This is a genomic window from Chromobacterium sp. Ag138 (assembly GCF_055181315.1).
In genome coordinates this window covers 696384-720571 of the sequence record NZ_JBUPWA010000001.1, presented here as the reverse complement: position 1 = coordinate 720571, position 24188 = coordinate 696384, and the positions used below count along the sequence as shown (strand labels likewise).

General features: G+C 64.1%; 22 protein-coding genes. 14 read left to right on the top strand and 8 right to left on the bottom strand.

The window, feature by feature from the left end:
• Positions 1-7: 7 nt before the first annotated feature.
• From ACY3GB_RS02965 to ACY3GB_RS02955, 3 genes are read left to right on the top strand one after another with little or no spacing between them, the layout of a single operon-like run.
• A complete protein-coding gene (locus ACY3GB_RS02965; protein ID WP_463087421.1) occupies positions 8-859 on the top strand; it encodes a CheR family methyltransferase in 852 nt (283 codons plus the stop codon).
• Positions 856-1938 (top strand): protein-glutamate methylesterase/protein-glutamine glutaminase, encoded by a 1083-nt coding sequence (locus tag ACY3GB_RS02960; RefSeq protein ID WP_463087420.1) that lies wholly within the window; start codon positions 856-858, stop codon positions 1936-1938. Before ACY3GB_RS02965 ends, ACY3GB_RS02960 begins: the two co-directional genes overlap by 4 nt.
• Entirely contained in the window at positions 1938-3149 is a 1212-nt protein-coding gene (locus ACY3GB_RS02955; protein ID WP_463087419.1) for an EAL domain-containing response regulator, read from the top strand. The genes ACY3GB_RS02960 and ACY3GB_RS02955 overlap by 1 nt, the downstream gene beginning before the upstream one ends.
• A 160-nt stretch (positions 3150-3309) precedes the next feature.
• Here ACY3GB_RS02955 and ACY3GB_RS02950 read toward each other — a convergent pair whose 3' ends face one another.
• A complete protein-coding gene (locus tag ACY3GB_RS02950) occupies positions 3310-3897 on the bottom strand; it encodes a superoxide dismutase (protein ID WP_021479089.1) in 588 nt (195 codons plus the stop codon).
• A 123-nt stretch (positions 3898-4020) separates the two neighbouring features.
• Here ACY3GB_RS02950 and ACY3GB_RS02945 point away from each other — a divergent pair, with 123 nt between their 5' ends.
• The 7 genes from ACY3GB_RS02945 to ACY3GB_RS02915 all read left to right on the top strand — a co-directional run bounded on the left by ACY3GB_RS02945 (position 4021) and on the right by ACY3GB_RS02915 (position 12606).
• Entirely contained in the window at positions 4021-5184 is a 1164-nt protein-coding gene (locus ACY3GB_RS02945) for a BaiN/RdsA family NAD(P)/FAD-dependent oxidoreductase (RefSeq protein ID WP_463087418.1), read from the top strand.
• 79 nt (positions 5185-5263) lie between these two features.
• Complete coding sequence (dnaB, locus tag ACY3GB_RS02940) at positions 5264-6670, top strand: replicative DNA helicase (protein ID WP_463090909.1); 1407 nt, start codon at positions 5264-5266, stop codon at positions 6668-6670.
• A gap of 20 nt (positions 6671-6690) precedes the next feature.
• Complete coding sequence (locus tag ACY3GB_RS02935; protein WP_463087417.1) at positions 6691-6999, top strand: (2Fe-2S) ferredoxin domain-containing protein; 309 nt, start codon at positions 6691-6693, stop codon at positions 6997-6999.
• On the top strand, positions 6999-7607 hold the full coding sequence (locus ACY3GB_RS02930; protein WP_463087416.1) for an alpha/beta hydrolase: 609 nt from the start codon (positions 6999-7001) through the stop codon (positions 7605-7607). The genes ACY3GB_RS02935 and ACY3GB_RS02930 overlap by 1 nt, the downstream gene beginning before the upstream one ends.
• 57 nt (positions 7608-7664) lie before the next feature.
• Positions 7665-8240: an HD domain-containing protein gene (locus tag ACY3GB_RS02925; RefSeq protein ID WP_463087415.1), complete on the top strand. Its 576-nt coding sequence runs from the start codon at positions 7665-7667 to the stop codon at positions 8238-8240.
• 158 nt (positions 8241-8398) lie between these two features.
• Positions 8399-11476, top strand: a complete 3078-nt coding sequence (locus tag ACY3GB_RS02920; RefSeq protein ID WP_463087414.1) for a hybrid sensor histidine kinase/response regulator — start codon at positions 8399-8401, stop codon at positions 11474-11476.
• Positions 11473-12606, top strand: coding sequence for an HD-GYP domain-containing protein (locus tag ACY3GB_RS02915; protein WP_463087413.1), 1134 nt, complete (start codon positions 11473-11475; stop codon positions 12604-12606). The genes ACY3GB_RS02920 and ACY3GB_RS02915 overlap by 4 nt, the downstream gene beginning before the upstream one ends.
• A gap of 121 nt (positions 12607-12727) precedes the next feature.
• On the opposite strand, the gene rnk is transcribed toward ACY3GB_RS02915, so the two are convergent.
• From rnk to ACY3GB_RS02885, 6 genes are all read right to left on the bottom strand, one after another.
• Positions 12728-13132 carry a nucleoside diphosphate kinase regulator gene (gene rnk, locus ACY3GB_RS02910; RefSeq protein WP_463087412.1) on the bottom strand — a complete coding sequence of 135 codons (405 nt, stop codon included), beginning with the start codon at positions 13130-13132 and terminating at the stop codon, positions 12728-12730.
• A 161-nt stretch (positions 13133-13293) separates the two neighbouring features.
• A complete protein-coding gene (locus tag ACY3GB_RS02905) occupies positions 13294-14151 on the bottom strand; it encodes a flagellin N-terminal helical domain-containing protein (protein ID WP_463087411.1) in 858 nt (285 codons plus the stop codon).
• Positions 14152-14323: 172 nt separating this feature from the next.
• Positions 14324-14458 (bottom strand): hypothetical protein, encoded by a 135-nt coding sequence (locus tag ACY3GB_RS02900; RefSeq protein WP_463087410.1) that lies wholly within the window; start codon positions 14456-14458, stop codon positions 14324-14326.
• 123 nt (positions 14459-14581) lie between these two features.
• Positions 14582-15772, bottom strand: a complete 1191-nt coding sequence (locus tag ACY3GB_RS02895) for a vWA domain-containing protein (RefSeq protein WP_463087409.1) — start codon at positions 15770-15772, stop codon at positions 14582-14584.
• A gap of 143 nt (positions 15773-15915) precedes the next feature.
• Entirely contained in the window at positions 15916-16926 is a 1011-nt protein-coding gene (locus ACY3GB_RS02890; RefSeq protein WP_463087408.1) for an alpha/beta hydrolase, read from the bottom strand.
• Positions 16927-16961: 35 nt separating this feature from the next.
• Positions 16962-17387, bottom strand: a complete 426-nt coding sequence (locus ACY3GB_RS02885) for an organic hydroperoxide resistance protein (protein ID WP_463087407.1) — start codon at positions 17385-17387, stop codon at positions 16962-16964.
• Positions 17388-17505: 118 nt separating this feature from the next.
• Here ACY3GB_RS02885 and ACY3GB_RS02880 point away from each other — a divergent pair, with 118 nt between their 5' ends.
• The 4 genes from ACY3GB_RS02880 (at position 17506) to ACY3GB_RS02865 (ending at position 22052) form a co-directional block, all read left to right on the top strand.
• Complete coding sequence (locus ACY3GB_RS02880) at positions 17506-18351, top strand: cupin domain-containing protein (RefSeq protein WP_463087406.1); 846 nt, start codon at positions 17506-17508, stop codon at positions 18349-18351.
• Between the two features lie 154 nt (positions 18352-18505).
• Positions 18506-19933 (top strand): coniferyl aldehyde dehydrogenase, encoded by a 1428-nt coding sequence (locus ACY3GB_RS02875; RefSeq protein ID WP_463087405.1) that lies wholly within the window; start codon positions 18506-18508, stop codon positions 19931-19933.
• Entirely contained in the window at positions 19933-20448 is a 516-nt protein-coding gene (locus ACY3GB_RS02870) for a hypothetical protein (RefSeq protein WP_463087404.1), read from the top strand. Before ACY3GB_RS02875 ends, ACY3GB_RS02870 begins: the two co-directional genes overlap by 1 nt.
• A complete protein-coding gene (locus tag ACY3GB_RS02865; RefSeq protein ID WP_463087403.1) occupies positions 20445-22052 on the top strand; it encodes a GMC family oxidoreductase in 1608 nt (535 codons plus the stop codon). The genes ACY3GB_RS02870 and ACY3GB_RS02865 overlap by 4 nt, the downstream gene beginning before the upstream one ends.
• Before the next feature lie 37 nt (positions 22053-22089).
• Here ACY3GB_RS02865 and ACY3GB_RS02860 read toward each other — a convergent pair whose 3' ends face one another.
• Positions 22090-24129, bottom strand: a complete 2040-nt coding sequence (locus tag ACY3GB_RS02860) for a site-specific recombinase (protein ID WP_463087402.1) — start codon at positions 24127-24129, stop codon at positions 22090-22092.
• Positions 24130-24188: the final 59 nt, after the last annotated feature.

Below are 24188 nucleotides of genomic sequence, written 5' to 3'. Positions count from 1 at the left end.
AGTCCGCATGCGCTCCGCTGATCCCGTGCTGAACGATGCGGAATTCGCCCGTTTCAAGCAATTCATTCTCAGCGAGGCCGGAATAGACCTGCCCGCCAGCAAGCGCTCGCTGGTGCAGTCCCGCTTGTCCAAGCGACTGCGCCATCTGGGCCTGGATAGCTATTCGGCGTACTGGAAAGTGTTGAGCGATCCGCGGGGCGAGGCGGAGCGGCAGCGGGCGGTGAACCTGCTGTCCACCAACGAAACCTATTTTTTCCGCGAGCCCCAGCACTTCCATTGGCTGGAGCAACAGGCGCAGGCGCTGCGGGATCGACGGGCAGGCGCGGTGAGGATCTGGTCCGCGGCCAGCTCCACCGGCGAGGAGCCTTACACCATCGCGATGGTGATGGCGGAAACCCTGGGCTTGGCCGGCAACTGGAAAATCTGCGCCACCGACATCAACACCAAGGTGCTGGCCGCCGCCAAGCGCGGGGTCTATCCGCTGGACAGGGTGCGGAAAACGCCGCCCAGGCTGTGGCAAAAATACTTTCTGCGCGGACACGACGAGTATGAAGGCATGGTGAAGGTATCGCCGGAATTGGCGCGCAGGGTGGAGTTCTCCAAGTTGAATCTGCTGCATTGCGACAAGTTTCAGCAAGCGGATTTCGATATTGTTTTTTTGCGCAATGTGCTGATTTACTTCAATGAAGGCACCAAGCGCGATGTGCTGGCCCGGGTGTGCTCCCGCATGCGAGATGGGGGGCATCTGCTGATCGGCCATTCCGAATCGCTGCACAAGCTGGACCTGCCGCTGGTTCAGGAAGTGCCGTCGCGCTACCGTTTCGAAGCTGCCCGCCTCAAGAGTGGAGGTGCAAGATGAGCGTCTCTGTGCTGATCGTCGACGATTCCGCCGTAGTGCGCGAGGTATTGTCCCAGATGCTGTCATCGGCGCCGGACATCGAGGTGCTGGGGGCCGCGCCCGATCCGCTGTTCGCGATGAACCGGATGAAGCTGCGCTGGCCCGACGTGATCGTGCTGGATATCGAGATGCCGCGGATGGATGGCTTGACCTTCCTGCGCAAGATCATGGACGAGCGTCCGACGCCGGTGATCATCTGCTCGTCGCTGACCGAGAAGGGCGCGCGCATCACGCTGGACGCGATGTCGGCGGGCGCGGTGGCGGTGATCACCAAGCCTGCGCTCAACCAGCGCGCCTTTCTGCTGGAGGCGGCCAAGGAGCTGGTTCAGGAGGTGCGCGACGCGGCGCGGGCGAAGATGGGCGTGGTGAAGCGCATTTCGCAAAGTTCGGGAGAGCCGACGGCCATGCCGGCGCCCAAGCTGACTGCCGACGTGGTGCTGGAGGCGCCGTCCGGGCTGGAGAAGTACCGCACCACCGAGAAAATCATCGCGATAGGCACTTCCACCGGCGGCACCCAGGCATTGGAATACTTGCTGCCGCGGCTGCCGGCCACCTGTCCCGGCGTGGCTGTCGTGCAGCACATGCCTGAGAAATTCACCGCTTCGTTCGCCCAGCGGCTGAATGGCTTGTGCCAGGTGGAGGTGAGGGAGGCGAAGAACGGCGATCGGCTGATTTCCGGCGTGGCGCTGATCGCGCCGGGCGGCAAGCATTTGCTGGTCAAGCGCAACGGCGCGCAATACGTAGCGGAGGTGAAGGATGGTCCGCTGGTGTCGCGGCACCGGCCGTCGGTGGACGTGCTGTTCCGCTCGGTGGCGGTCTGCGCCGGCGGCAACGCGGTCGGCGTGATCATGACGGGGATGGGGGACGACGGCGCGCGCGGCATGCGCGAGATGCATGACGCAGGCGCTCGCACCATAGCCCAGGACGAGGAGTCCTGCGTGGTGTTCGGCATGCCGGCCGAGGCAATCAACCACGGCGGCGTGGATGAGGTGATGTCGTTGGAGCGCATCACCCACATGTTGGCGGGCATCAGGGGCTGATGATGGGATATCTGGACAAATGGAAGAGCCTGTCGGTGATGGTGGTGGAAGACTCCGCCACGCAAAGGCTGCTGGCGGCTGGCATTCTGAAAGACATGGGATTTTGCGTGGTCCACGAGGCCGAGAATGGCCTGGATGCGATGACCAAGCTGGCGGCGCTGGACCGGGTGGACCTGGTGGTGACCGATCTCAACATGCCCTATATGGACGGCGTCAAGCTGCTGGAGAGCATCGCCGGCAAGCTGAAGGGCAAGGTGCGTTTCGTCGCCGTGATGAGCGGCGTGCCGCGGGATGTGTTGGACACTGTGCAGGGCGTGGTGGACGCGTCGGAGCTGAATCTGCTGGCGGTATTTCCCAAGCCGCTGAAGAAGGAAGAGCTGAGCCGGGTGCTGGACGGCTACAATCCCGAATGGTCGGGAGTGAGCGACGCGATGAGCAAGCTCGACATGAGCGAGCAGGATGTCGCCGACGCCCTGAAGCAGCGCCAGCTGGTGCCGTATTACCAGCCCAAGGTGTCCATCAAGGATGGCTCCCTGTTCGGCATGGAAGCGCTGGTGCGCTGGAATCATCCGCTGTACGGGGTATTGCCGCCGGCGGCGTTTGTCCATCACCTGGAGGAGGGCGAGCTGGCCATCCGCTTCTTCTACCAGTTCCTGCGCGATGTCTGCGCGCAGATGAAGCAGTTCCTGGCGTTGCGTCCCGGCTTGCACGCGTCCATCAATCTGCCGGTGCCCTTGCTCAACGACGCCAATCTGGTGGACGAAATGACTTCCATCGTGCGATCCAGCGGCCAACCCAGCGACAGCGTCGTGCTGGAGGTGACCGAAACCTCGCTGATGTCCAATCTGGCCGCTTCGCTCGGCACGCTGGCTAGGTTGCGCCTGAATGGCTTCGGTCTGGCGATGGATGATTACGGCACCGGCTATTCATCGATGAAGCAGCTGTCGCGCAGCCCGTTCACCGAGCTGAAGATAGACCGCGAGTTCGTCCACGACGCGGGCAGCAGCCCGAAGAAGCTCGCCATCCTGACCTCCGCGGTGGCGATGTGCCAGAAGCTGCAGCTGTTGTCGGTGGCCGAAGGCGTGGAGACGGAGGATGATTGGCAGCAATTGGCGGCGTTGGGCTGCGACGTGGCTCAGGGCTACTACCATAGCCGCCCGTTGCCGTTCGACCAGTTCGTGCAGTGGATGCGGGACAATGGCCATGTTTAGCGTCGCCAGGAGCGGTTGACGACGCCCGACGCTGCGTGGCGCCGGCGCGCCTCGCCTCCGCCGTGCCGCGAGGTTTTGTAGGCGGCGCTTGGGCTGCCGATTCCGCGGCGGGCATGAAAAAAGGGGCCGAAAGGCCCCTTTGGATCGACAGCAGCGGAAATCAGGCGAAGTTCTTGGCCACGAAGTCCCAGTTCACCAGCGTCCAGAAGTGTTCCAGATAGTTCGGGCGGCTGTTGCGGTAGTCGATATAATACGCGTGTTCCCACACATCACAGGTCAGCAGCGGCTTCTTGTCGGTGGTCAGCGGGGTGGCGGCGTTGCTGGTGGATACCAGATCCAGGCTGCCGTCGCTGTTCTTCACCAGCCAGGCCCAGCCGGAGCCGAAGGTGCCGATGGCGGTCTGGGTGAAGGCCTTCTTGAACTCGTCGTAGGAGCCCCACTTGGCGTTGATCGCATCTGCCAGCGCGCCGGACGGCTTGCGTTCCGCGCCGGAGGCGTTCGGGGCGAAGCCGAACCAGTAGAAAGTGTGGTTCCATACCTGAGCGGCGTTGTTGAAGATGCCGCCGGAGGATTTCTTGACGATCTCTTCCAGGGAGGCGTTTTCGAACTCGGTGCCCTTGATCAGATTGTTCAGGTTGGTGATGTAGGTCTGATGATGCTTGCCGTAGTGGAATTCCAAGGTTTCCTTGGAGATGTGCGGGGCCAGGGCATCCAGCGCGTACGGCAGTTCAGGCAGTTTGTGTTCCATTATGCTCTCCTTGTTGAGTAGAGTAATCCGCATAAGCGGTGGCTTTGATCGTAGTTTACTGGAATATGTCCTGTGTGGCTAATAGTTGACTAAAATGATAAGGATAAGTTTTTGCAATTTGATGTGATTGTCATCGGGGCCGGCGCCGCCGGCCTGATGTGCGCGGCGACGGCAGGGCAGCGCGGCCGCAGCGTGCTGCTGCTCGACCACGCGGCCAAGCTGGCGGAGAAGATCCGCATCTCCGGCGGCGGGCGCTGCAACTTCACCAACGTCAATGCCCGTTTCGACTGCTATCTGTCGGCCAACCCCAATTTCTGCCGCTCCGCGTTGGCCCAATACACGCCGCAGGACTTCATCGCCATGGTGGAGCGCCATGGCATCGGCTACCACGAGAAGAAGCTGGGCCAGCTGTTCTGCGACGACGGCAGCGAGCGCATCATCGCCATGCTGGACGAGGAGTGTCGCAAGGGCGGCGTGGACCGCCGGATGGAGACCGCGATACAGAGCGTGTCACGAACCGGGGAAGGCGGTTTCGTCGTCGAGACCAGCTGCGGCCGTTTCCAATCGCAGTCGCTGGTTGTCGCTTCGGGCGGCTTGTCGATTCCCCAGATCGGAGCGACGCCACTTGGCTACCAGCTGGCGGAGCAGTTTGGCCTGGCGGTGACGCCGCTGTCGCCGGCGCTGGTGCCGCTTACATTCCATGTCGAGGACGCCGAGATCTTCACCCCGCTGGCCGGCGTGTCGGTGAATGTGGAGGCCAGGGCGGGCAAGGGACGTTTTCGCGAAAACGTATTGTTCACCCATAAGGGGGTGTCAGGCCCGGCCATTCTGCAGGTGTCGTCGTACTGGCAACCCGGCATGGAGCTGCTGCTGGACCTGATGCCGGACGGCGACGCCGAGCGCTGGCTGGAAGAGAAGGGCGACAGCGAACAGTTGATCGCCAACGCCCTGGCTGAACTGGGCTGGTCGCGCCGCTTCGCCGACGCCTGGCTGGATCGGCTAGGCCTGAACAAGCGCGCCAAGGACCTGGGGCCCAAGCAGCGCCGCCAGTTGGCCGAGCAGCTGCACCGCTGGTGCGTGAAGCCCAACGGCACCCAGGGCTACAAGAAGGCCGAGGTGACGCTGGGCGGCGTGTCGACCAAGGCCTTGTCGTCCAAGGCCCTGATGGCGAACGACGTGCCCGGCCTGTTCTTCATCGGCGAAGTGGTGGACGTCACCGGCTGGCTGGGCGGCTATAACTTCCAGTGGGCATGGTCGTCCGGCTACGTGGCCGGGATGAACTGCTGAGCGGGCCCGGTTTGTTTCGGGTTAGAATTGCGTTTTGCCTTACGCGCGCCGCTTGCCGCGCGCCTTCCCCCGGGTCTACATGACAGAACAGTACGATAATTTTGACAGCGAGATGGCGTCCATCCGCACGCCGCCGCATTCGGTGGAGGCCGAACAGTCTGTGCTGGGCGGCTTGTTGCTGGACAACAGCGCCTGGGACAAGATCGCCGACGTGGTGTCCGAGGCCGACTTCTACCGCCACGACCACCGGTTGGTCTACAAGCATATCGCCAAGCTGGTGGAGATGGGTCGTCCGGCCGACGTGGTGACCGTGTCCGAGGCGCTGGACAAGAACGCCGAGCTGGCCGAGATCGGCGGTCTGGCCTATCTGGCGACGCTGGCGCAGAACACGCCGTCGGCCGCCAATATCCGCCGCTACGCCGAGATCGTCCGCGAGCGCTCGGTGATGCGCCAGCTGGCCCAGGTCGGCACCGAAATCGCCGAGGCCGCCTACGCGCCGATGGGCCGTGACGCGGCGCAACTGCTGGACGAGGCCGAGGGCCGCGTGTTCCAGATCGCCGAATCCACCGCCAAGTCCAAGCAGGGCTTCCTGGAGATGCCGGGCCTGCTGAAAGAAGTGGTGGAACGGATCGACATGCTGTACAGCCGGGACAACCCGGACGAAGTGACCGGCGTGCCCACCGGCTTCTTCGACTTGGACGCCAAGACCTCCGGCCTGCAGCCGGGCGACCTGATCATCGTCGCCGGACGTCCATCCATGGGCAAGACCGCCTTCTCGATGAACATCGCCGAACACGTGGCGGTGGAAACCCACCTGCCGGTGGCGGTGTTTTCGATGGAAATGGGCGGCGCGCAGCTGGTGATGCGTATGCTTGGCTCGGTGGGCCGGCTGGACCAGCACGTGCTGCGCACCGGCAAGTTGGGCGACGACGACTGGCAGAAGCTGACCTACGCGATCGGCAAGCTCTCCGACGCGCCGATGTACATCGACGAAACGCCGGCGCTGACGGCGCTGGAAGTGCGCGCCCGCGCGCGCCGGCTGGCACGCCAGCATGGCGGCAAGCTGGGCCTGATCGTGATCGACTACCTGCAGCTGATGAGCGGATCCGGCCGCGGCGACAACCGTACCGCCGAACTGGGCGAAATCTCGCGGGGCCTGAAGGGCCTGGCCAAGGAGCTGCAGGTGCCGGTGATCGCGCTGTCGCAGCTGTCTCGGGCGGTGGAGCAGCGGCCGAACAAGCGGCCGATGATGTCCGACCTGCGGGAATCGGGCGCGATCGAGCAGGACGCCGACTTGATCATCTTCATGTACCGCGACGAGTACTACAATCCGGATTCGCCGGACAAGGGCCTGGCCGAGGCGATCATCGGCAAGCATCGTAACGGCCCGACCGGCGCGGTGCGGCTGGCCTTCATCGGCCACTATGCCAAGTTCGACAACGCCGCCACCGTCGGCGCCGCCGGCTGGGCGGACAACGACGGCTAAGCCGAAAACGGGACACAGTCATGAGCTTTTTCGACAAGCATGTATTCATTTGTTGCAACCAGCGCGCCGCAGGCGAAAGCTGCTGCAACAATTTTGGCTCCAGCGAACTGCTGGGCTATATGAAGGACAAGGTCAAGGCGCTGGGGCTGGCCGGCGAGGGCAAGATCCGCGTCAACAAGGCCGGCTGCCTGGGACGCTGCGACGACGGTCCGGTGATGGTGGTCTATCCGCAGGAGACCTGGTACACCTTCGTCGACAAGGACGATATCGATGAAATCGTCAGCGAGCACATGGTGCATGGCCGAGTGGTGGAAAGGCTGAAGATCTGATGCTGAAGGCACTGAACAAGATCAGCGTCGCCGGACCGGTCGGCGCGCTCGACACCATCATCGTGCCGGCCCAGGGCGAAGCGACCGGCGTCGCCGTGATCTGCCATCCCAATCCGCTGCAGGGCGGCACCCACACCAACAAGGTGGTGCAGACCGCCGCCAAGGCCTTGTCGCAGCTGGGCTATGCCTGTTATTGCCCGAACCTGCGCGGCGTCGGCGACAGCGAAGGCGAGCATGACTACGGCAACGGCGAGGTGGACGACGCGATCGCCGTGGCCGAGTACGCCCGGGTCCAGCACCCGGGCCTGCCGCTGGCTTTGGCCGGCTTCTCCTTTGGCGGCTTCGTCGCCGCGCGGGCGCGCGCCCGCATCGAGGCGGACAAGCTGCTGCTGATGGGCGTGGCGGTCGGCAAGTATCCGATCCCGACGCCGGCGGTGCCGGCCGACACGCTGGTGATCCACGGCGAAGAGGATGAGGTGATCCCGCTGTCCGCGGTGATGGAGTGGGCGCGGCCGCAGAGCCTGCCGGTGCTGGTGTTTCCCGGCGCGGGCCACTTCTTCCACGGCCGGCTGGTGCAACTGGCGCAGATGATTCAACGGTGCTGGTGAGCGCCGGAACAAGCAGACCTTGGTCTGCTTTTTTTGTATCGACGGAAAGAAAGCAATATGCAGAACATCGTAGATTTCGTGCTGGAAATCGACAAGCTCAAGCAAGTGACGCGCAAGACGCGGGTGTTGAACAGCGATCGCTATGAAAACTCGGCCGAGCACAGCTGGCAAATCGCGCTGCTGGCATCCTCGCTGGCGCCGTACGTGGTAGAGCCGGTGGACATGGACCGCGTGGTGGCGATGCTGCTGGTGCATGATATCGGCGAAATCGAGACCGGCGACACCATCGTCTACGCCGAAGGCGGCTGGGAAGAGCGCAAGGCGCAGGAACTGGCTTGCGTCACCCGCATCTTCGGCATGTTGCCGGCCGAGCTGGGACAACGCTTCCTCGCCCTGTGGAACGAGTTCGAAGCCGCCGAAACCGCGGAAGCCCGGTTCGCCCACGCGGCTGACCGCGCGATGCCGGTGTTGCTGAATCTGGCCAACAACGGACAGAGCTGGCGCGAGAACGGGATCCGCCATCAGCAGGTGGTCGACCGCATCGGCCCGCCGGTTCGCCAGGGCTGTCCCGCCTTGTGGGATTATCTGGAGAGCCGCCTGGAGCAGGCGCGCCAGTGCGGCTGGCTGGCCTGACTCCGGAACGGTATCGATGATTTGAGTCCGGCGCGCGGCAGCATGTCGCCGCCATGGCTGTGCTATACATCAGATGCCGGGTGCGGAATCCGGCGCGGCCGCCATCGAGCATGGGCGGACGGGCAGACACCGGAACCGCAGCGCGGAGAACGTTGTTTATGCAGAAATCATATTCGACGGCCGGCCATGGACTCGAATTCCTGTCCTCGCTGCCCCCCACGCGTGGGCAGTCGCGGCTGGCGATCAGCGTCATCGTGGTCTCGACGCTGGTTTTTCTCGCCATCCTGCCGTTCGCCAAAACCCAATTGCCCAAGGTGTGGGCGTTCATTCCGCTGTATCAGTCCGCCCTGGCCGTCAACGACCTGATCACCGCGGTGCTGTTGTTCGGCCAGTTCGCCATCCTGCGCCTGCGCTCCCTGCAGATACTGGCTACGGCCTATCTGTTCACCGCCCTGATGGCGATGCTGCATGCTTTGAGTTTCCCCGGACTGTTTGCGGAGCATGGCTTGTTCGGCTCGGGGCCGCAGACCACGGCCTGGCTGTATATGTTCTGGCACAGCGGCTTTCCGCTGCTGGTGATCCTCTATTGCACCCTGAGCGGCGTCGTCCGGGTCGGAACCGTCCGCGCCATCGCGCAGCCGGCTTCTCTGGCGTTCTTGCTGGTAGTCGTGCTGGGCGCGCTCGCCACCCAAGGCCATGATTTTCTGCCGGTGATCATGCAGGGCAGTCGCTATTCGCCGCTGATGTGGGGCGTGATCACCTGCGTTTGGGGCTTATGCATACTGGCGCTGGTCGCGGTGGCGTTGCGGCGGCCACGCAGCATGCTGGACCTGTGGCTGATCGTGGTGATGGTCAGCTGGATTTTCGACATTGCGCTGTCCGTGGTGTTCAACGCCGGGCGTTTCGATCTTGGCTTCTACGCCGGCCGCATTTATGGATTGATGGCGGCCAGTTTCGTGCTGATGGCGCTGTTGCTGGAGTATGGCCTGCTGTATGCGCGGCTGGTCGACAACTCGGCGCAACTGCGCGAGGCCAAGCTGGCCGCCGAGCAGGCCACCCAGGCCAAATCTTTGTTTCTGGCCAATATGAGCCACGAAATCCGCACGCCGATGAACGCGGTCATCGGCATGTCCTATCTGGCGTTGCGGACCGAGCTGGATGACCAGCAGCGCAATTACATCGGCAAGATCCACAACGCCGGCACGTCGCTGCTGGGCATCATCAACGACATCCTCGATTTTTCCAAGGTGGAAGCCGGCAAGCTGGAGCTGGAGTCGCAGCCGTTTTGGCTCGACGATGTGCTGGACGGCGTGTCGGCGCTGGTGGCGCAGAAGGCGGCGGACAAGGGCCTGGAGCTGTTGTTCGAAACCGCTAGCGACGTGCCGCAGGGTTTGCTGGGCGACGCGCTGCGCCTCGGGCAGGTGTTGACCAATCTGACCGGCAACGCGATCAAGTTCACCGAGGCGGGGCAGGTGTCCATCATCATCGGCCTGAGCGAGAGGATAGGCGACAAGGTACAGCTGAAATTCTGTGTCCACGATACCGGCATAGGCATGAGCGAAGAACAGCAAAGCCGGCTGTTCCAGGCTTTCAGCCAGGCCGACGGCTCGACGACCCGCCGGTACGGCGGCACCGGCCTGGGCCTGACCATCGCGAAGCGGCTGGTGGAGCTGATGGGCGGCGCCATGCTGGTGGAGTCCTCGCCGGGCTGGGGAAGCTCCTTCATTTTCAGTTGCTGGCTGGGCGTTTCGGCAGAGACGGACTCGCGCAGGCAGTCTCTTCCCCAGGAGATCCGCGGATTGCGGGTTTTGGTGGTGGACGACAACCAGTCTGCCGTCGATGTGCTGTGCGCGCAGCTGAAACAGCTTGGTTTCGAAGTTCAGGGATGCCTGAGCGGCAACGAGGGGCTGTCGCGGGTGAGGCAGGATTGCCTGCAGAAGCCGTTCGATGTCGTCTTCGTCGACTGGATGATGCAGGAAATGGACGGCGTGGAGACCGTACGCCGGATGCGGCAGATCAGTCGCAAGATGCGCATCGTGATGGTGACGGCCTTTGGTCGCGACGATATCCGGCTGAAGGCGCGCGCGGCGGGTTGCGACGCTTTCATGGTCAAGCCGGTCAATCTGTCGCAGTTGTTCGATGTACTGCTGGAAGTGTTCGGTTTTGGCCGCAGCGGCGGGTTGTCGCTGATCGACGAGGATGACCAGCTTCCCCGTTTCGACGGCGCCCATCTGCTGCTGGTGGAGGACAACCACATCAACCAGCAGATCGCGATCGAGCTCTTGGAGGGAACGGGCGCCACCATCACGGTGGCGGGAAATGGGCAGGCGGCGCTGGACAAGCTGCTCGCTTACGGTCCCAAGGCTTTCGACGCGGTGCTGATGGACGTGCAGATGCCGGTGATGGACGGGATCGAAGCCACCAGCCGCATTCGGGCAATGCCCGGATTCATCGATCTGCCCATCATCGCCATGACGGCGGATGCGCTGGTGGAGGAGAGGGAACGTTGCCTGATGGCAGGCATGGTCGATCATATCGCCAAGCCGATAGATCCGCATATCCTGTTTTCCACGCTGACGCGCTGGGTGGGGAAAATCGGCGAGCCGCAGGCCCGGGGCGGGGCAGCCGTCGACAAGACGCGGCTGCCGCAGATCGCCGGGCTGGACCAGTCCGCCGGCTTGCGCCGGGTGGCCGGCAACCGCCAGCTTTATCTACATCTGCTCAAACAGTTTGTCGAGGAGGAGGCCGGCGCGGCCACCCGGGCCGGAGTGGCCCTGGAGGAGGGCGACTTTCAGACTGCCGAGCGCATCGTGCATACGCTGAAAGGCGCGGCGGGCGGCATAGGCTTCGTCGATCTGCAAAGCGCGGCGATGCGGCTGGAGGTGGCGATCCGGGCGCGCGAGGAATGGCGAAGCCTGTTGGTGGAACTGGAAATCGAGCTGGGACAGGTGGTGGAGGCCTTGCGCGCCGGCTTGGCGGAGCTCGGACCTCCCGAGGTGAATGCCAAAGCCGACGATTCCCTGCTTGAGCGGCTGGCGGTGTTGCTGAGGGTCGGTGACGGCGACGCGCTGGGATATTTTCTCGAACACGCGCCCCGAATCCGGGCCTGCTTCCCGGATGGGGCTTGCGAGCCATTTGAGCGGGCTTTGAACGGTTTCGACTTTGTGTCCGCGCTGAGCGCTTTGCGCGAACTGGCGCGGGTGTATGGCAAGAAGTTGCCGGAGGACACGAGATGAGCGAAGCGAACCCGCCCGCCCGGCAGACGGTTTTGCTGGTCGACGACAGCCCCGAGAGCCTGACGCAGATGTACGGCCTGCTGAAGCCGCGCTATCGGACGCTGATCGCGAACAGCGGCGAGCGCGCGTTGCAGATCGTCGAGGGCGACGTGCTGCCCGACTTGGTGCTGCTGGACGTGATGATGCCGGGATTGGGAGGGCTGGAGGTTTGCCGCCGGCTCAAAGCGGACTCCCGCACCGAATCGATCCCGGTGATTTTCCTGACCGCGATGGGCGAACACGAGGACGAGCAGGCCGGTTTCGATGCCGGCGCCGCGGACTACATCATCAAACCGGTGTCGCCCCCCATCATGCTGGCCCGGGTGGGCACTCACTTGCGGGCCAAGGCGATGGCTGACTTTCTGGAGGACAGGGCCGCTTTCCTGCAAGAAGAGGTGGAGAGGCGAACGCGGGAAGTGCAGGTGATACAGGACGTTACCATCATGGCGCTGGCCTCGCTGGCGGAGACGCGCGACCACGAAACCGGCAACCATCTGCGCCGCACTCAAAACTATGTTCGCGCGCTGGCGCTAGAGCTGCGGAATCATCCGCGCTATCGGCCGCTGCTGGACGACGAAACGGTGCAGCTGCTGTACAAGTCGGCGCCGTTGCACGATATCGGCAAAGTGGGCATTCCCGACGACATTCTGCTGAAGCCGGGGCCGCTGACGCCTGAAGAGTTCGAGGTGATGAAGACGCACACGGTGTTGGGGCGCGACACCATCGCCACCGCCGAGCGCATGCTGGACGCGCCCAGCAGTTTTCTGCGATTGGCGCGGGAAATCGCGTATTGCCATCAGGAAAAGTGGGACGGCAGCGGCTATCCGCAAGGTTTGGCCGGCGAGGCCATTCCCTTGTCCGCCAGGCTGATGGCGGTGGCCGACGTTTACGACGCCTTGATTTCCAGGCGGGTGTACAAACCGCCGTTTTCGCATGAAAAAGCGGTGGAGATCATACGGGATGGCAGCGGCCGGCACTTCGATCCGGAGATGGTGAAGGCTTTTTTGCAAATCACGGAAAGCTTCCGCGAAATTGCCCTGCTTTATGCCGACTCCGACATGGGGGCCAAGCTGGCTGTCGAGCGCGGCTGAGCGCCGCGGCTGGCCGGGGCCATATATGCCTCGGCTGCATGGTGCTCAAGCAGGCTCAGAGCGCCCAGCGCACCATCTCCGCAGCCGTTTTCGTCTTGGCTGGCGCGACGTTGAACAGCTTCTAGCGATGGTATTCGCCGGCGGCTTCCGGTTGGTACGTGATTTCCAGCACGCTCAACTCGGTATGTCCGGATGGGGTGGGCCATTGCATGCTCTGGCCGACAGAGAGCCCGAGCAGCGCCGCGCCTATCGGCGCCAGCACCGAAATCCGGCCTTGCTCGCTGTCGGCGTCCTTGGGGTAGACCAGGGTCAGCAGTTTTTCCTGGCCATCGCCCAGTCGGATGCGGACGGAGCTGTTCATGGTGACCACATTCGACGGCATGGCCTGCGGATCGACGACGTCGGCCCGCTCCAGTTCGTCTTCCAGGCGGCCGGCAACCGGATGGTCGTGCTCGCAGCTCTCCAGCAGGACGGACAACCTGTCGTAGTCTAGGGAGGAAATGGTGATTGCCGGCGTGGTCGACATATAAGACTCCTTGCAAATGGACAAAGGGCACCGCTTGCGGTGCCCGATGGACAAATCCCGGAGGGATTCAGCTGTTGATGATAATGGAATCAAAGGCTGTTAAACAAGAGAGCGTTGGAATTATTTTTCTCTTTGCTTGGGGAACTTTTGCGTAAAGTTGCTCAGCCTAGCAGCGACAGCGCGGCTTGCGGGGCGATATTGGCCTGCGCCAGCGTGGCGGCGCCGGTGCGGCCGAGAATCTGTTGCGCGGTCAACTGGGAGGTCGCGGCGGCGAAGTCGGTATCGCTGATCCGGCTCTTGGCTGCCGTGGTGTTCAGCGTCGAGTTCTGCAGGTTGTTGACCACGGCATCGAAACTGTTGCTGACCGCTCCCAGCGTTGCGCGTTGCGACGAGATGGCGTTGAGGTCGCTGCCGGTGCTTTGCTGGGCGGCCAGCGCATTGGCCTGCGTGGTGATGTCTATGGTATTGGTCGCGGCCAGATTGGCGTTGTAGCCATTCAGGCCGCCGTTGGCCGGGGGATTGGTCAGGTTGATGCCCGGCACGGTGATTTGATTGTTGGCGGTGCCATTGGGCCCGACTTGAAAGGTCGTGGAGTTGTTGTTGTTCAGCAGTTGGGTGCCGTTGAATTGCGTGCTCTGGATGATTTGCGAATTGCTCTGGGTCAACTGGTCAACCTGCTGTTGCAGCGCTTGACGGTTGCTCGCGCTCAGCGCGCCGTTGCCGGCCTGGATCGCCAGGGTCTGGATCTGCTGGGTGTTGTCCTGGAGCTGGCTCAGCGCCGAGTCGGCGGTTTGCAGCATCGACACGCCGTCATTGGTGTTGTTGATCGCCTGATTGTTGCCATTTATTTGAGCCTGCAACTGCTGGGCGATCGCCAGATTGGCGGCGTTGTCGGCCGCGCTGTTCAGCTTCGATCCAGAACTCAGCTGAGCCAGCACCTGCTTGGTAGTCTGCTGAGTCTTGTTCAGCTGGTACTGTCCAATCAGCGAGGCTGAGTTGGTGTTGACAGTCAGCGCCATGGTGTTTCTCCGTCGCGAATCTATTGAATGCAATGATGCCTATCTAGTTTAGAAACAACGACTTGTTCGAGCAAGCGCCATTTCTTAATGACTGTGTCTGATCGCGGGGCTTTGGCGGAGAGGCAACAAAAAAGCGCGTTCTGGACGCGCTTGGGCTCTGGCGGGCGGCGTATCAGCGGCGGCGACGCGCTTCATCGTCGCGGATGCGGATGGGCACCAGCTTGGCTTGCTGTTGTACCGGGGCAGCCAGCAATTTGGCTACAGCGACCACCGCAACGGCAAGGGCCGCGATAAGAAGGATTTGCATGGTATGACTCCCCGTAACTGAATCTGAGGCCGGTTTCGGACTTGAGCTGTGGCCCCTCGACTTCATTCTGGGCTACAACATGCTGCCGACTCAAGGAAAAAGTTGTGAGTCAACGTTAAATTTTCAAGCGGGCGCGGCAGTTTTTTTCAAATCCCGCATCGCCTGATCCAGGCCGGACAGCGTCATCGGGTGCATTCTCTGGCCCATCAGCTGTCTAATCATGCCCACTGATTGCGTGTAATTCCAGTGTTCCTGAGTCAGCGGATTGATCCATGCCGCATGGCGGAAATGCTCGAGCAGCCGTTTGAGCCAGACTTCGCCGGACTCTTCGTTCATATGTTCGACGCTGCCGCCGGGAAAGGCGATTTCATAGGGGCTCATGCTGGCGTCGCCGACGAAGATCAGCTTGTAGTCGCGGCCGAAGGTGTGGATCAGGTCCCAAGTGGGGAAGCGCTGGCTTTGCCTGCGGTTGTTGTCTTTCCACACCGACTCGTACACGCAGTTGTGGAAATAGAAGTACTCCAGGTGCTTGAACTCCGCCTTGACCGCGGAAAAAAGCTCCTCGCACTCGCGGATGTGGTCGTCCATCGAGCCGCCCACGTCGAACAGCACCAGCACCTTGACGCTGTTGTGCTGCTCGCGCTGCATTTTCAGGTCCAGCATGCCGCCCTTGCGCGCGGTGGCGGCGATGGTGGCGTCCAGGTCCAGGATTTCCTCGGCGCCGTCGCGGGCGAATTCGCGCAGGCGGCGCAGCGCCAGTTTGATGTTGCGGGTGCCCAACTCCGCCTTGTCGTCGAAATTGCGGAACTCCCGCTGGTCCCACACCTTCACCGCGCGGCGGTGGCGGGACTGGTTCTGGCCGATGCGCACGCCTTCGGGGTTATAGCCCCAGGCGCCGAAGGGGCTGGTGCCGCCGGTGCCTATCCATTTGTTGCCGCCCTGATGCCTTTCCTTCTGCTCTTCCAATCGCTGGTGCAGCGTTTCCATCAGCTTGTCCCAGCCCATGGATGCCAGTTTTTTCTTTTCCTCTTCGCTGAGGTATTTCTCCGCCTGCTTGCGCAGCCAGTCTTCAGGGATGGCGCGCTGCAAGTCTTCCAGCTCCAGCGCCAAACCCTTGAAGTGATGGCCGAATACCTGGTCGAAACGGTCGAAATGTTTTTCGTCCTTGACCAGCGCCGCGCGCGACAGGTAGTAGAACTCGTCAAGGCTGCCGAAGGCGACGTTGCGTTGCAGCGCTTCCAGCAATAGCAGGAATTCTTTCAGGGTGACTGGCAGGCTGGCGTTGCGCAGCGCGTAGAAGAAGTCGATCAGCATGTCGGGGGCGGGCGAGAGTTCGAGACAAGGGATATCCTGTCGGGAATCATACTATGTCCCGACAGCCGCGGCATGTCTGGCGTTAGGCAGGCGGTGGGCGGGCCGCGCCGAAACCGAAGGGGATGTCGGCGCGGCGGCAGCGCTCAGCGGAGGCGGGACTTCAGTTCTTCGGCTGCCTGATGCAGGGCGGCGCGCGTGGCCGGCAGGCCCGACAAGGCGTTGAGCAAGCCGAAGTCATGGATCATGCCGTTGTAGCGGATGGCCACCACGTCGACGCCGGCGGCGTCCAGCTTGCGCGCGTAAGCTTCTCCCTCGTCGCGCAGCACGTCCTTCTCCGCGGTCTGCACCAGGGCGGGCGGTAGGCCTTGCAACTGCTGCGAGGTGGCTTGCAGCGGCGAGGCATAGGCTTCCAGGCGTTGCAGAGGGGCGGCATAGGCGTCCCAGAACCATTTCATCATCGGCCTGGTCAGGAAATGGCCGCTGGCGAATTCGCCATAGGACGCGTCCTCGAAGTTGGCGTCGGTCACCGGCCAGAACAGCACCTGGGCGCGCAGCTTGGGCCCGCCGCTGGCCTTGGCCATCAGCGCGACCACCGCCGCCATATTGCCGCCCACGCTGTTGCCCGCCACCGCGAGGCGCTGGCCGTCGATCTGGATCTGATCGCCGTGCTCGGCCACCCACTTGGTCGCGGCATACGCCTGATTGATCGCCACCGGATAGCGCGCTTCCGGCGACGGCGTGTAGTTGACGAACACCGCCGCGGCGCCGGACTCGGCCACCAGGTCGCGCACCAGGCGCTCATGGGTGGGATAGTCGCCCAGAATCCAGCCGCCGCCGTGGAAGAACATGAAGGCGGGCAAGGCGCCCTTGGAGCCGGCAGGCCGCACGATGGTCAGTTTCAACGGTTTGCCGTTGGCGGTGATGGTTTTCTCGCTGACATCCGCCGGCGGCAGCTTGGCGCCCTGTTGCGCGCCGACCAGAACCTGACGCGCGGCGGCGGGAGACAGCGTTTCCAGCGGCTGGCCGCCGCTCTTGGCCAGCGCGTCGAGGAAGGCCTGGGTGTTGCGTTCGACGCCGGGGCTGCCGGCGGCCAGCGCGGAGCCTGCGATCAGCGCGGACGCGGCCGCGGCAGTGATGGTGAGTTTCGGTTTCATGGCTATTCCTTGAGTTTGGGTTGTCGAGAGGCGGTTCACACGAGGCTCAGGCGCACGTCGATGTTGCCGTGGGTGGCGTTGGAATAGGGGCAGACGATGTGAGCCTGCTCGACCAAGGCCTGAGCGTCTTCGATCGCCAGGCCTGGCAGGCTGATCCACAGTTCGGCCTCGATGCCGAAACCGCTGGGAATGAGGCCGATGCCGACGGCGGCGGTCACGCTGGCTTCGGCCGGCAGCGTCATTTTTTTCTGGGCCGCGACAAACTTCATCGATCCCAGGAAGCAGGCCGCATAGCCGGCGGCGAACAGCTGCTCGGGATTGGTGCCGGGGCCGCCGGCGCCGCCGAGTTCGCGCGGCGTGGACAGCTGGATTTTCAGCGCGCCGTCCGGGGACTCGGCAGTTCCTTCGCGGCCGCCGCAGACGGTGGCCTGGGTGCGGTACAGAATCTTTTCAATCGACATGGTGCGCTCCTTATGATCTGGCGGATTTGCGTTGAGCCGTTTGGCAGGAACCACTCTACGCCAATCAAAAATACGATAAGCTGCATAAAGTCCTGAAAATTTGATCAAGAGTTTTGAAATGACTGAGGCATGTATCGACAGGCTGGATGCGTTGCTGAGTCGCTTTCCCGTCCGCGCGCGGATGTTCCATTCCGGCGCCTTGTGCGGCATGACAGATTTTTCCCAGCCGGGAGAGGGCGGCCAGTTGCATCTTATCCGCGCGGGAACGCTGGACATCATTCATGCAGGCCGATCGGCCGGCTTGCATGTGAACGTGCCCAGCCTGCTGTTTTATCCGCGCGCCATGCCGCGCCGCTTCGTCTCGGATGAGCATGGCGGAGCCGATCTGGCCTGCGCGGAGCTGCATTTCGACGGCGGAGCCGAGAATCCCATCGTGGCGGCGTTGCCGGAGGTGGTCTGTTTGCCGCTGAATAGCATCGCTGGCGCGGGGCCAGTGCTGGCGATGCTGTTCAACGAAGCGTTCAGCCAGAATTGCGGCCGGCATGTCGTGGTTGACCGGCTGTTCGAGGTCGTGCTGGTGCAGTTGCTGCGGCATTTGATGGAAAGCGGCGAGCTGCGCGGCGGCATGCTGGCCGGCATGTCCCATCCCAAGCTGAGAAAAGCGCTGGCGGCGATGCACGAGCGGCCGGAGCGGGAGTGGTCTCTGGAGGGGCTGGCGGATATCGCGGGGATGTCGCGCAGCGTTTTCGCCGGCAACTTCCGCGATATCGTAGGCTGCGCGCCTGGCGCCTATCTGCAAGGCTGGCGGATCAGGCTGGCGCAGCAAGCATTGCGGCAGGGAAGGCGCTTGAAGATGATCGCGATCGAAGTCGGCTACGGCAGCGAGGCCGCCTTGTCTCGGGCGTTCAAGGCGCAATGCGGCATGACGCCGCGACAGTGGCGGCAATCCCTGGCTGCTGATTGACATTTGCCGGCGGCGCATGCGCGCCAAGATGGCGCCATTGGGATCGAGCGGCGTGGCATGCGGACATGATGACAGTGAAGTGCGCTGGTGCTAATCTTGGCTAGAGCACAGGCTCTAAACGTTTGTTTGGCTGGTATCAACAAGGATAATTACTATGGATGCCATCAAGATGCCCCCTCAGGAAGAAGCCGAGCTGCTGGACGCGTTTGCCCGGCTCAAGGCGGTCGCGCGCGCGGCCCCATATCCCTCGCAGGAAACCCGCAAGTCCTGGCTGAACGCGCTAGAGCGCCTGATCCAGGAAAATCGCCAGGCCTTGGTGGAGGCGGTGAACCGCGATTTTGGCCAGCGCAGCAGCGTGGAAACGCGCCTGGCCGAACTGTTCCCGTCGCTGGAAGGCGTGCGCCATGCCCGTCGCCATTTGAAAAACTGGATGAAACCGCGCCGCCGCGGTGTTTCATTATGGTTCGCGCCGGCCGGCGCCAGCGTGCACCCGCAGCCGCTGGGCGTGGTGGGCGTGGTGGTGCCGTGGAATTACCCGCTGTTCCTGGCCTTCGGCCCGATCACCGCTGCGCTGGCCGCCGGCAACCGGGTGATGGTGAAGATGTCCGAATACACGCCGGCCACCGGGGAGCTGCTGCAGCGCTTGGCGCGCCAGCATTTCGGCGATGATCTGCTGACGGTGGTCAACGGCGGGCCGGAGCTGGCCCAGGCCTTCGTCCGGCTGCCGTTCGACCATCTGCTGTTCACCGGCTCCACCGCGGTGGGGCGCCACGTGATGCGCGCGGCGGCGGAGAACCTGACCCCGGTGACGTTGGAGCTGGGCGGCAAGTCGCCGGCGCTGGTGGCGCGCGGCGCCAATCTCAAGCGCGCGGCGGAGGCCATCGTCGCCGGCAAGCTGATGAACGCCGGCCAAACCTGCGTGGCGCCGGACTATGTGCTGGTCAACGACAAGGATTGCGCGCTGCTGCTGGATGAGGTGCGCGAGGCCGCCAAGCGCGCGTATCCCACCCTGGCGAACAACCCCGACTACAGCGCCATCGTCAACGACAGGCATTACCAGCGGCTGCGGAGCTGGCTGGAGGAGGCTCGCGAGGCCGGAGCCCGCATCGACGAGGTCAATCCCGCGGGAGAAGAGCTGGCCGCGGTCCGCAAGCTGCCGCTGACCCTGGCGCAGCGCTGCCCTGAAGATTGCGCGCTGATGCGGGAGGAAATCTTCGGCCCCATTCTGCCGGTGGTGGCCTATGACAAGTTCGACGAGGCGCTGGCTTATATCAACGCCCGGCCGAGGCCGTTGGCGCTGTACCTGTTCGACGACGACCCATTGCGCATCGACCGGGTGCTGCAGGAAACGATTTCCGGCGGCGTTAGCGTCAACGACACGCTGCTGCACGTGGTGCAGGATGATCTGCCATTCGGCGGGGTGGGTCCGTCCGGCATGGGCCATTACCACGGCCGCGAGGGCTTCCTGACCTTTTCCAAGCTCAAGCCGGTATTCCACCAGAGCCGCCTGTCCGGCGCCTGGCTGACGCGGCCGCCTTACGGCGCCGCGGTGGAATGGCTGCTCAAGCTGATGCTGCGTTGATGGCCAGCCGGCGTCAGTTTCTGCAGGCGGGCGTGCTGGGAGGCGCGGCGTTGTTGCTGGCGGGATATTGGGCGGCGCCGGCGGTCGATTCCGTCCCTCCGGCAGCCGGACCGCTGGCGTGGCTGCGGCCGCTGGACGCGCAGATCGTCGCCGCGCTCGCGCCGGTGCTGCTGGGCTTGCCCGGCGTTCCCGCCGCCAGCGTGGCGGCGGGGGTGGACCGGGCCGTGGCGGGTTTGCCGCCCGCGACGCAGCGCGAGGTGCGCCAGCTGTTCGATCTCCTGGGCAACCGCTGGGCGCGGCGCTGGCTGGCCGGCGTGCGCGAGCCCTGGCAATCCGCCGGCCCGCTTGAGCTGGCGCGGTTTCTTCAACGATGGCGGGAGAGCCGTTTCGCCCTGCAGTGCAGCGCCTACCAGGGCTTGCATCGCTTGATCCACGCCGGCTGGTACGGCAATCCCGCCAGTTGGCCGGCGCTGGGTTACCGGCAGCCGGCGGCGGTGATGGAGATGCTGCCTTGAGCGGCAAGATACCCGATCCTATCCGGGCGGGACTGGCAAGCGGCTGGAAGGTGTTCGATGGCGCCAGGCAGGACAAGGACCTGGCGCTGGACGCCGATGTGGCGATCATAGGCAGCGGCGCCGGGGGCGGCATCGCGGCGGAAGCGCTCAGCCGGGCCGGGCTGGACGTGCTGCTGTTGGAAGAGGGCGGCTTATACAGTTCCAGCGACTTCCGCCTGCTGGAGGCCAAAGCCTATCCGGAGCTGTACCAGGAGTCGGCCAGCCGGCAGACGCTGGACAAGGGCATCACCATCCTGCAAGGGCGGACGGTGGGCGGCGGCACCACGGTCAACTGGACCAGCAGCTTCCGCACGCCGCCGGACACCCTGCTGTGGTGGCAGGAATACCACGGTTTGGCGACCTTGTCGGTCGAAGGCATGCGCCCATGGTTCGAAAAGGCGGAGCAGCGGCTGGGCATCGGCCCCTGGCAGGCCGAGCCCAACGGCAACAATCTGGTGCTGGAGCGGGGCTGCCGGGCGCTGGGCCTGCGGCACGCCCGCATCGCGCGCAATGTGAAGGGATGCTGGAACCTGGGCTATTGCGGCATGGGCTGCCCCACCAACGCCAAGCAGTCGATGCTGGTCACTTGCATTCCTGAAGCGTTGTCTCATGGCGCCAGGCTGCTGTGCCGGGCGCGCGTGGACAGGCTGCTGGCGGATTCGGGCCGCAAGCGCATCGCATCCATTCAGGGCAGCCTGCTCGGAGCCGACGGCAACACGCCGACCGGCCGCCGCTTCAGCGTGCGGGCGCGGCAGGTGGTGTTGGCCGCCGGCGCCATCGGCACGCCGGCCATCATGCTGCGCAGCGGCCTGACGGACGCCGCCGGCCAGACCGGCAAGCGCACCTTTTTGCATCCGGTGGCGCTGAGCGCGGCGCTGATGCCGGAAATGGTGGAGCCTTACAATGGCGCGCCGCAAACGGTTTACTCCGATCACTACATGCACACCCAGCCGCTGGACGGGCCGCTGGGCTTCAAGCTGGAAGTGCCGCCCATCCATCCCTTGCTCGCCAGCGTCACCTTTCCGGGCTTCGGCATCGAGCAATCGCAGCTTTTGCAACAGCTGCCGCATCTGCACGCGACGCTGGCCCTGCTGCGCGACGGCTTCCATCCGGACAGCCGGGGCGGGGAGGTGAAGCTGCGCGGCGATGGCTCGCCGGCGCTGGATTACCCGCTCAACGACGTGATCTGGGATGGCGTGCGGCGCAGCTGGCTGGCGATGGCCGAGCTGCAGTTCGCCGCCGGCGCCAGGCTGGCGATGCCGCTGCATGAGCGCGCGCGGCCGGTATCGAGCTGGAGGCAGGCCAGGGAGATGATTGAAGGCTTGCCCTTGCAGGCGCTGCAGGCCAGGCTGGTCAGCGCCCACGTGATGGGCGGCATGGCGATGGGCGACGATCCGGCCCGATCGGTGCTGGATAACTGGGGCAATCACTGGGAATGGCGAAATCTCGCGGTGCTGGACGGGTCGATTTTCCCGACCAGCGTCGGCGCCAATCCCCAGTTGTCCATCTACGCCTTCGCTTGGCGCGCCGCCGACCGCTTGGCGAGGGAACTGGCCAAGGGATGAGTCCGGCGGGCGCGCCAGCGTCCGCCGGAGGCGAGCGTCAGCCGCGCGTTTCGTCTAGCGGCGGCGTTTCCGCGGCGGGAGCGGGCAGCAGGGGCGGCGGCACGAAGAAGCTCAGCGGCCGGCGCAGGAAGCGCTTGGCCAGCATCGGGATCAAGGGCAGCAGCAGCGAACCGGACAGCTTGCGCGAACGCAGCGCCACCCACAGCGCCAGGAAGAAGCTGACGCCCAGGTTGACGAGACCGATCAGCGCCACCCCGGCGCAACCCAGCAGCACGGCGGACAGAGGCACCTGGAAGTCCAGCGACACGCTGGCGAAGGCCAGGTTGGCGGACGAGAAGGTGATGTGGCGGATGTCCAGCGGCAGGCCCAGTATCGTGCCCACGGTGCCGGTGAGGCCCAGGAACATGCCGAAGTAGAAATTGCCTGCCAGCGCGCCCAGATTGTGCTCGATGTAGTTGCCCAGCCGCCAGGCGCGGTTCTCGCCCAGCAGTCGCTTGAGCAGGCGGTGATTGGCGATGCGTTCCGGTATGCGGCGGTAGATCGCCTTGTTGTCGTAGTAGCCGGCGATCAGGCCCGACAGGAACAGGAACACGCCGGCGATGGCGGCGTGGGGCAGCGCCAGGCTGTGCACCGGATCGATCTCGTGCAGCAGCTTTTGCGCCTTGGCCGCGTCCACCACCGGCGCGCCGAACAGCGCGTTCCAGGCCAGCGCGATCAGCGCCGCGGTGGGGATGGCCAGCAGCACGTTGCCCATGATGGCGACGAATTGCGTGCGCACAACCTTGACGATCAGCTCCGACAGCTCTTCCAGCTGTTTCTTGCGGCCGTATTGGGCTTGCAGCACGGCCGCCAGCCGGGCCGCCGTCATCGCCGGCTGCTTGGTGGCGATGGTGAAGTGCAGGATCTGCACGATGATGAAGCCGATCGCGTAATTGAGGCCGAAGGCGATGCCTTCCCACAGCAGCGGCAAGTGGCCGCGCGCCAGCATCAGCTTGATCAGCGCCATGAAGCCGACGAGCAGGCCGGCGCCCATCGCCGCCTTGCCCATCTTCGACCATTCCTTGCGGTCTTCGGCGATGTAGTGCTCGCCCTGGCGGCCGGCGTGCTCGGTCACTTGCAGCGCCAGCAGCTCGGTATTGGATTTGAACAGATCGCGCAGGCTGTACTTGCGGTTCTCCGCGCGGGCGAAATCCACCAGCAGCTGGAACAGCTGCGGGCGCTCGGCGGGATTGTGCCCGGGCGACAGCAGCTCCAGCAGCGCGCGCAGCCGGGCGATGCTCTGAGCCAGCCGCAGGCCGTGGTAGGTCAGATTGACCGAGATGCCGTAACGGGCCGCGTTTTTGCGTACTTTGCCCAGAATGGCCTCGCACTGGTCCAGTAGCACCAGCACCTGCTTCTCGTCCTCGGGCGGCTCGACGCCGTCGGTCAGCGCCTGGCGATAGCCATCGACGTAGCGCTGCACTTCGGCGCTCAGATGCATGAAGGGGGACGCGAAACGCTCCACCTCGGGGCAGACGCGCACCAGCTCCGGCTCCAGGCCGATGGCGGTGATGCGGGCGGACAGCACTTGCACCGACTCCAGCAGCTGCAGCCGGGTCTGGCGCTCGCTGTCCTGCCGCGGCGCTTCCTGCCAGGCCATCGCCCGCCACAGCGCGTGCCAGGTGGCGTCGGGCACGGTTTCTAGCCACAGATAGTCCTGCTTGTCGCTGAACAGCAGGCCGAAGCGGTCTCGCAGCGAATCAGGGTTGTAAGGCATGGGCAGCGCGCGCTCTCCCAGGCGGTGCAACAGCGTGGTGCCGAAACCGTCGTTGGCCAGAATGCCGGCGTCGGTGTACAGCGGGATCTGCCGGCTTTCGGCCAGCAAGGTGCACAGGGCCTGGCGCAAGGCTTCGCGGAATTCGGCGTGATGCTCGAGCAGGAAGGACAAGGCCTGCAGATTGACGGTGGCTTGCTGCGCCGGCTGGCGGTCGCCGGGACGCAGCGCGGCGATCAGCGCCGCCAGCGCTTCGGTCTGGCCGGGCGTTTCGCACAGCTGGCGCAAAGAGGATTCCAGATCGGGAACGGTGTGTTCGGTCATGTTCTACCAGAGTGGTCGCGCGCTGGCGCGCGAATGGGAAAGAGTGTCGCCTGTATTTT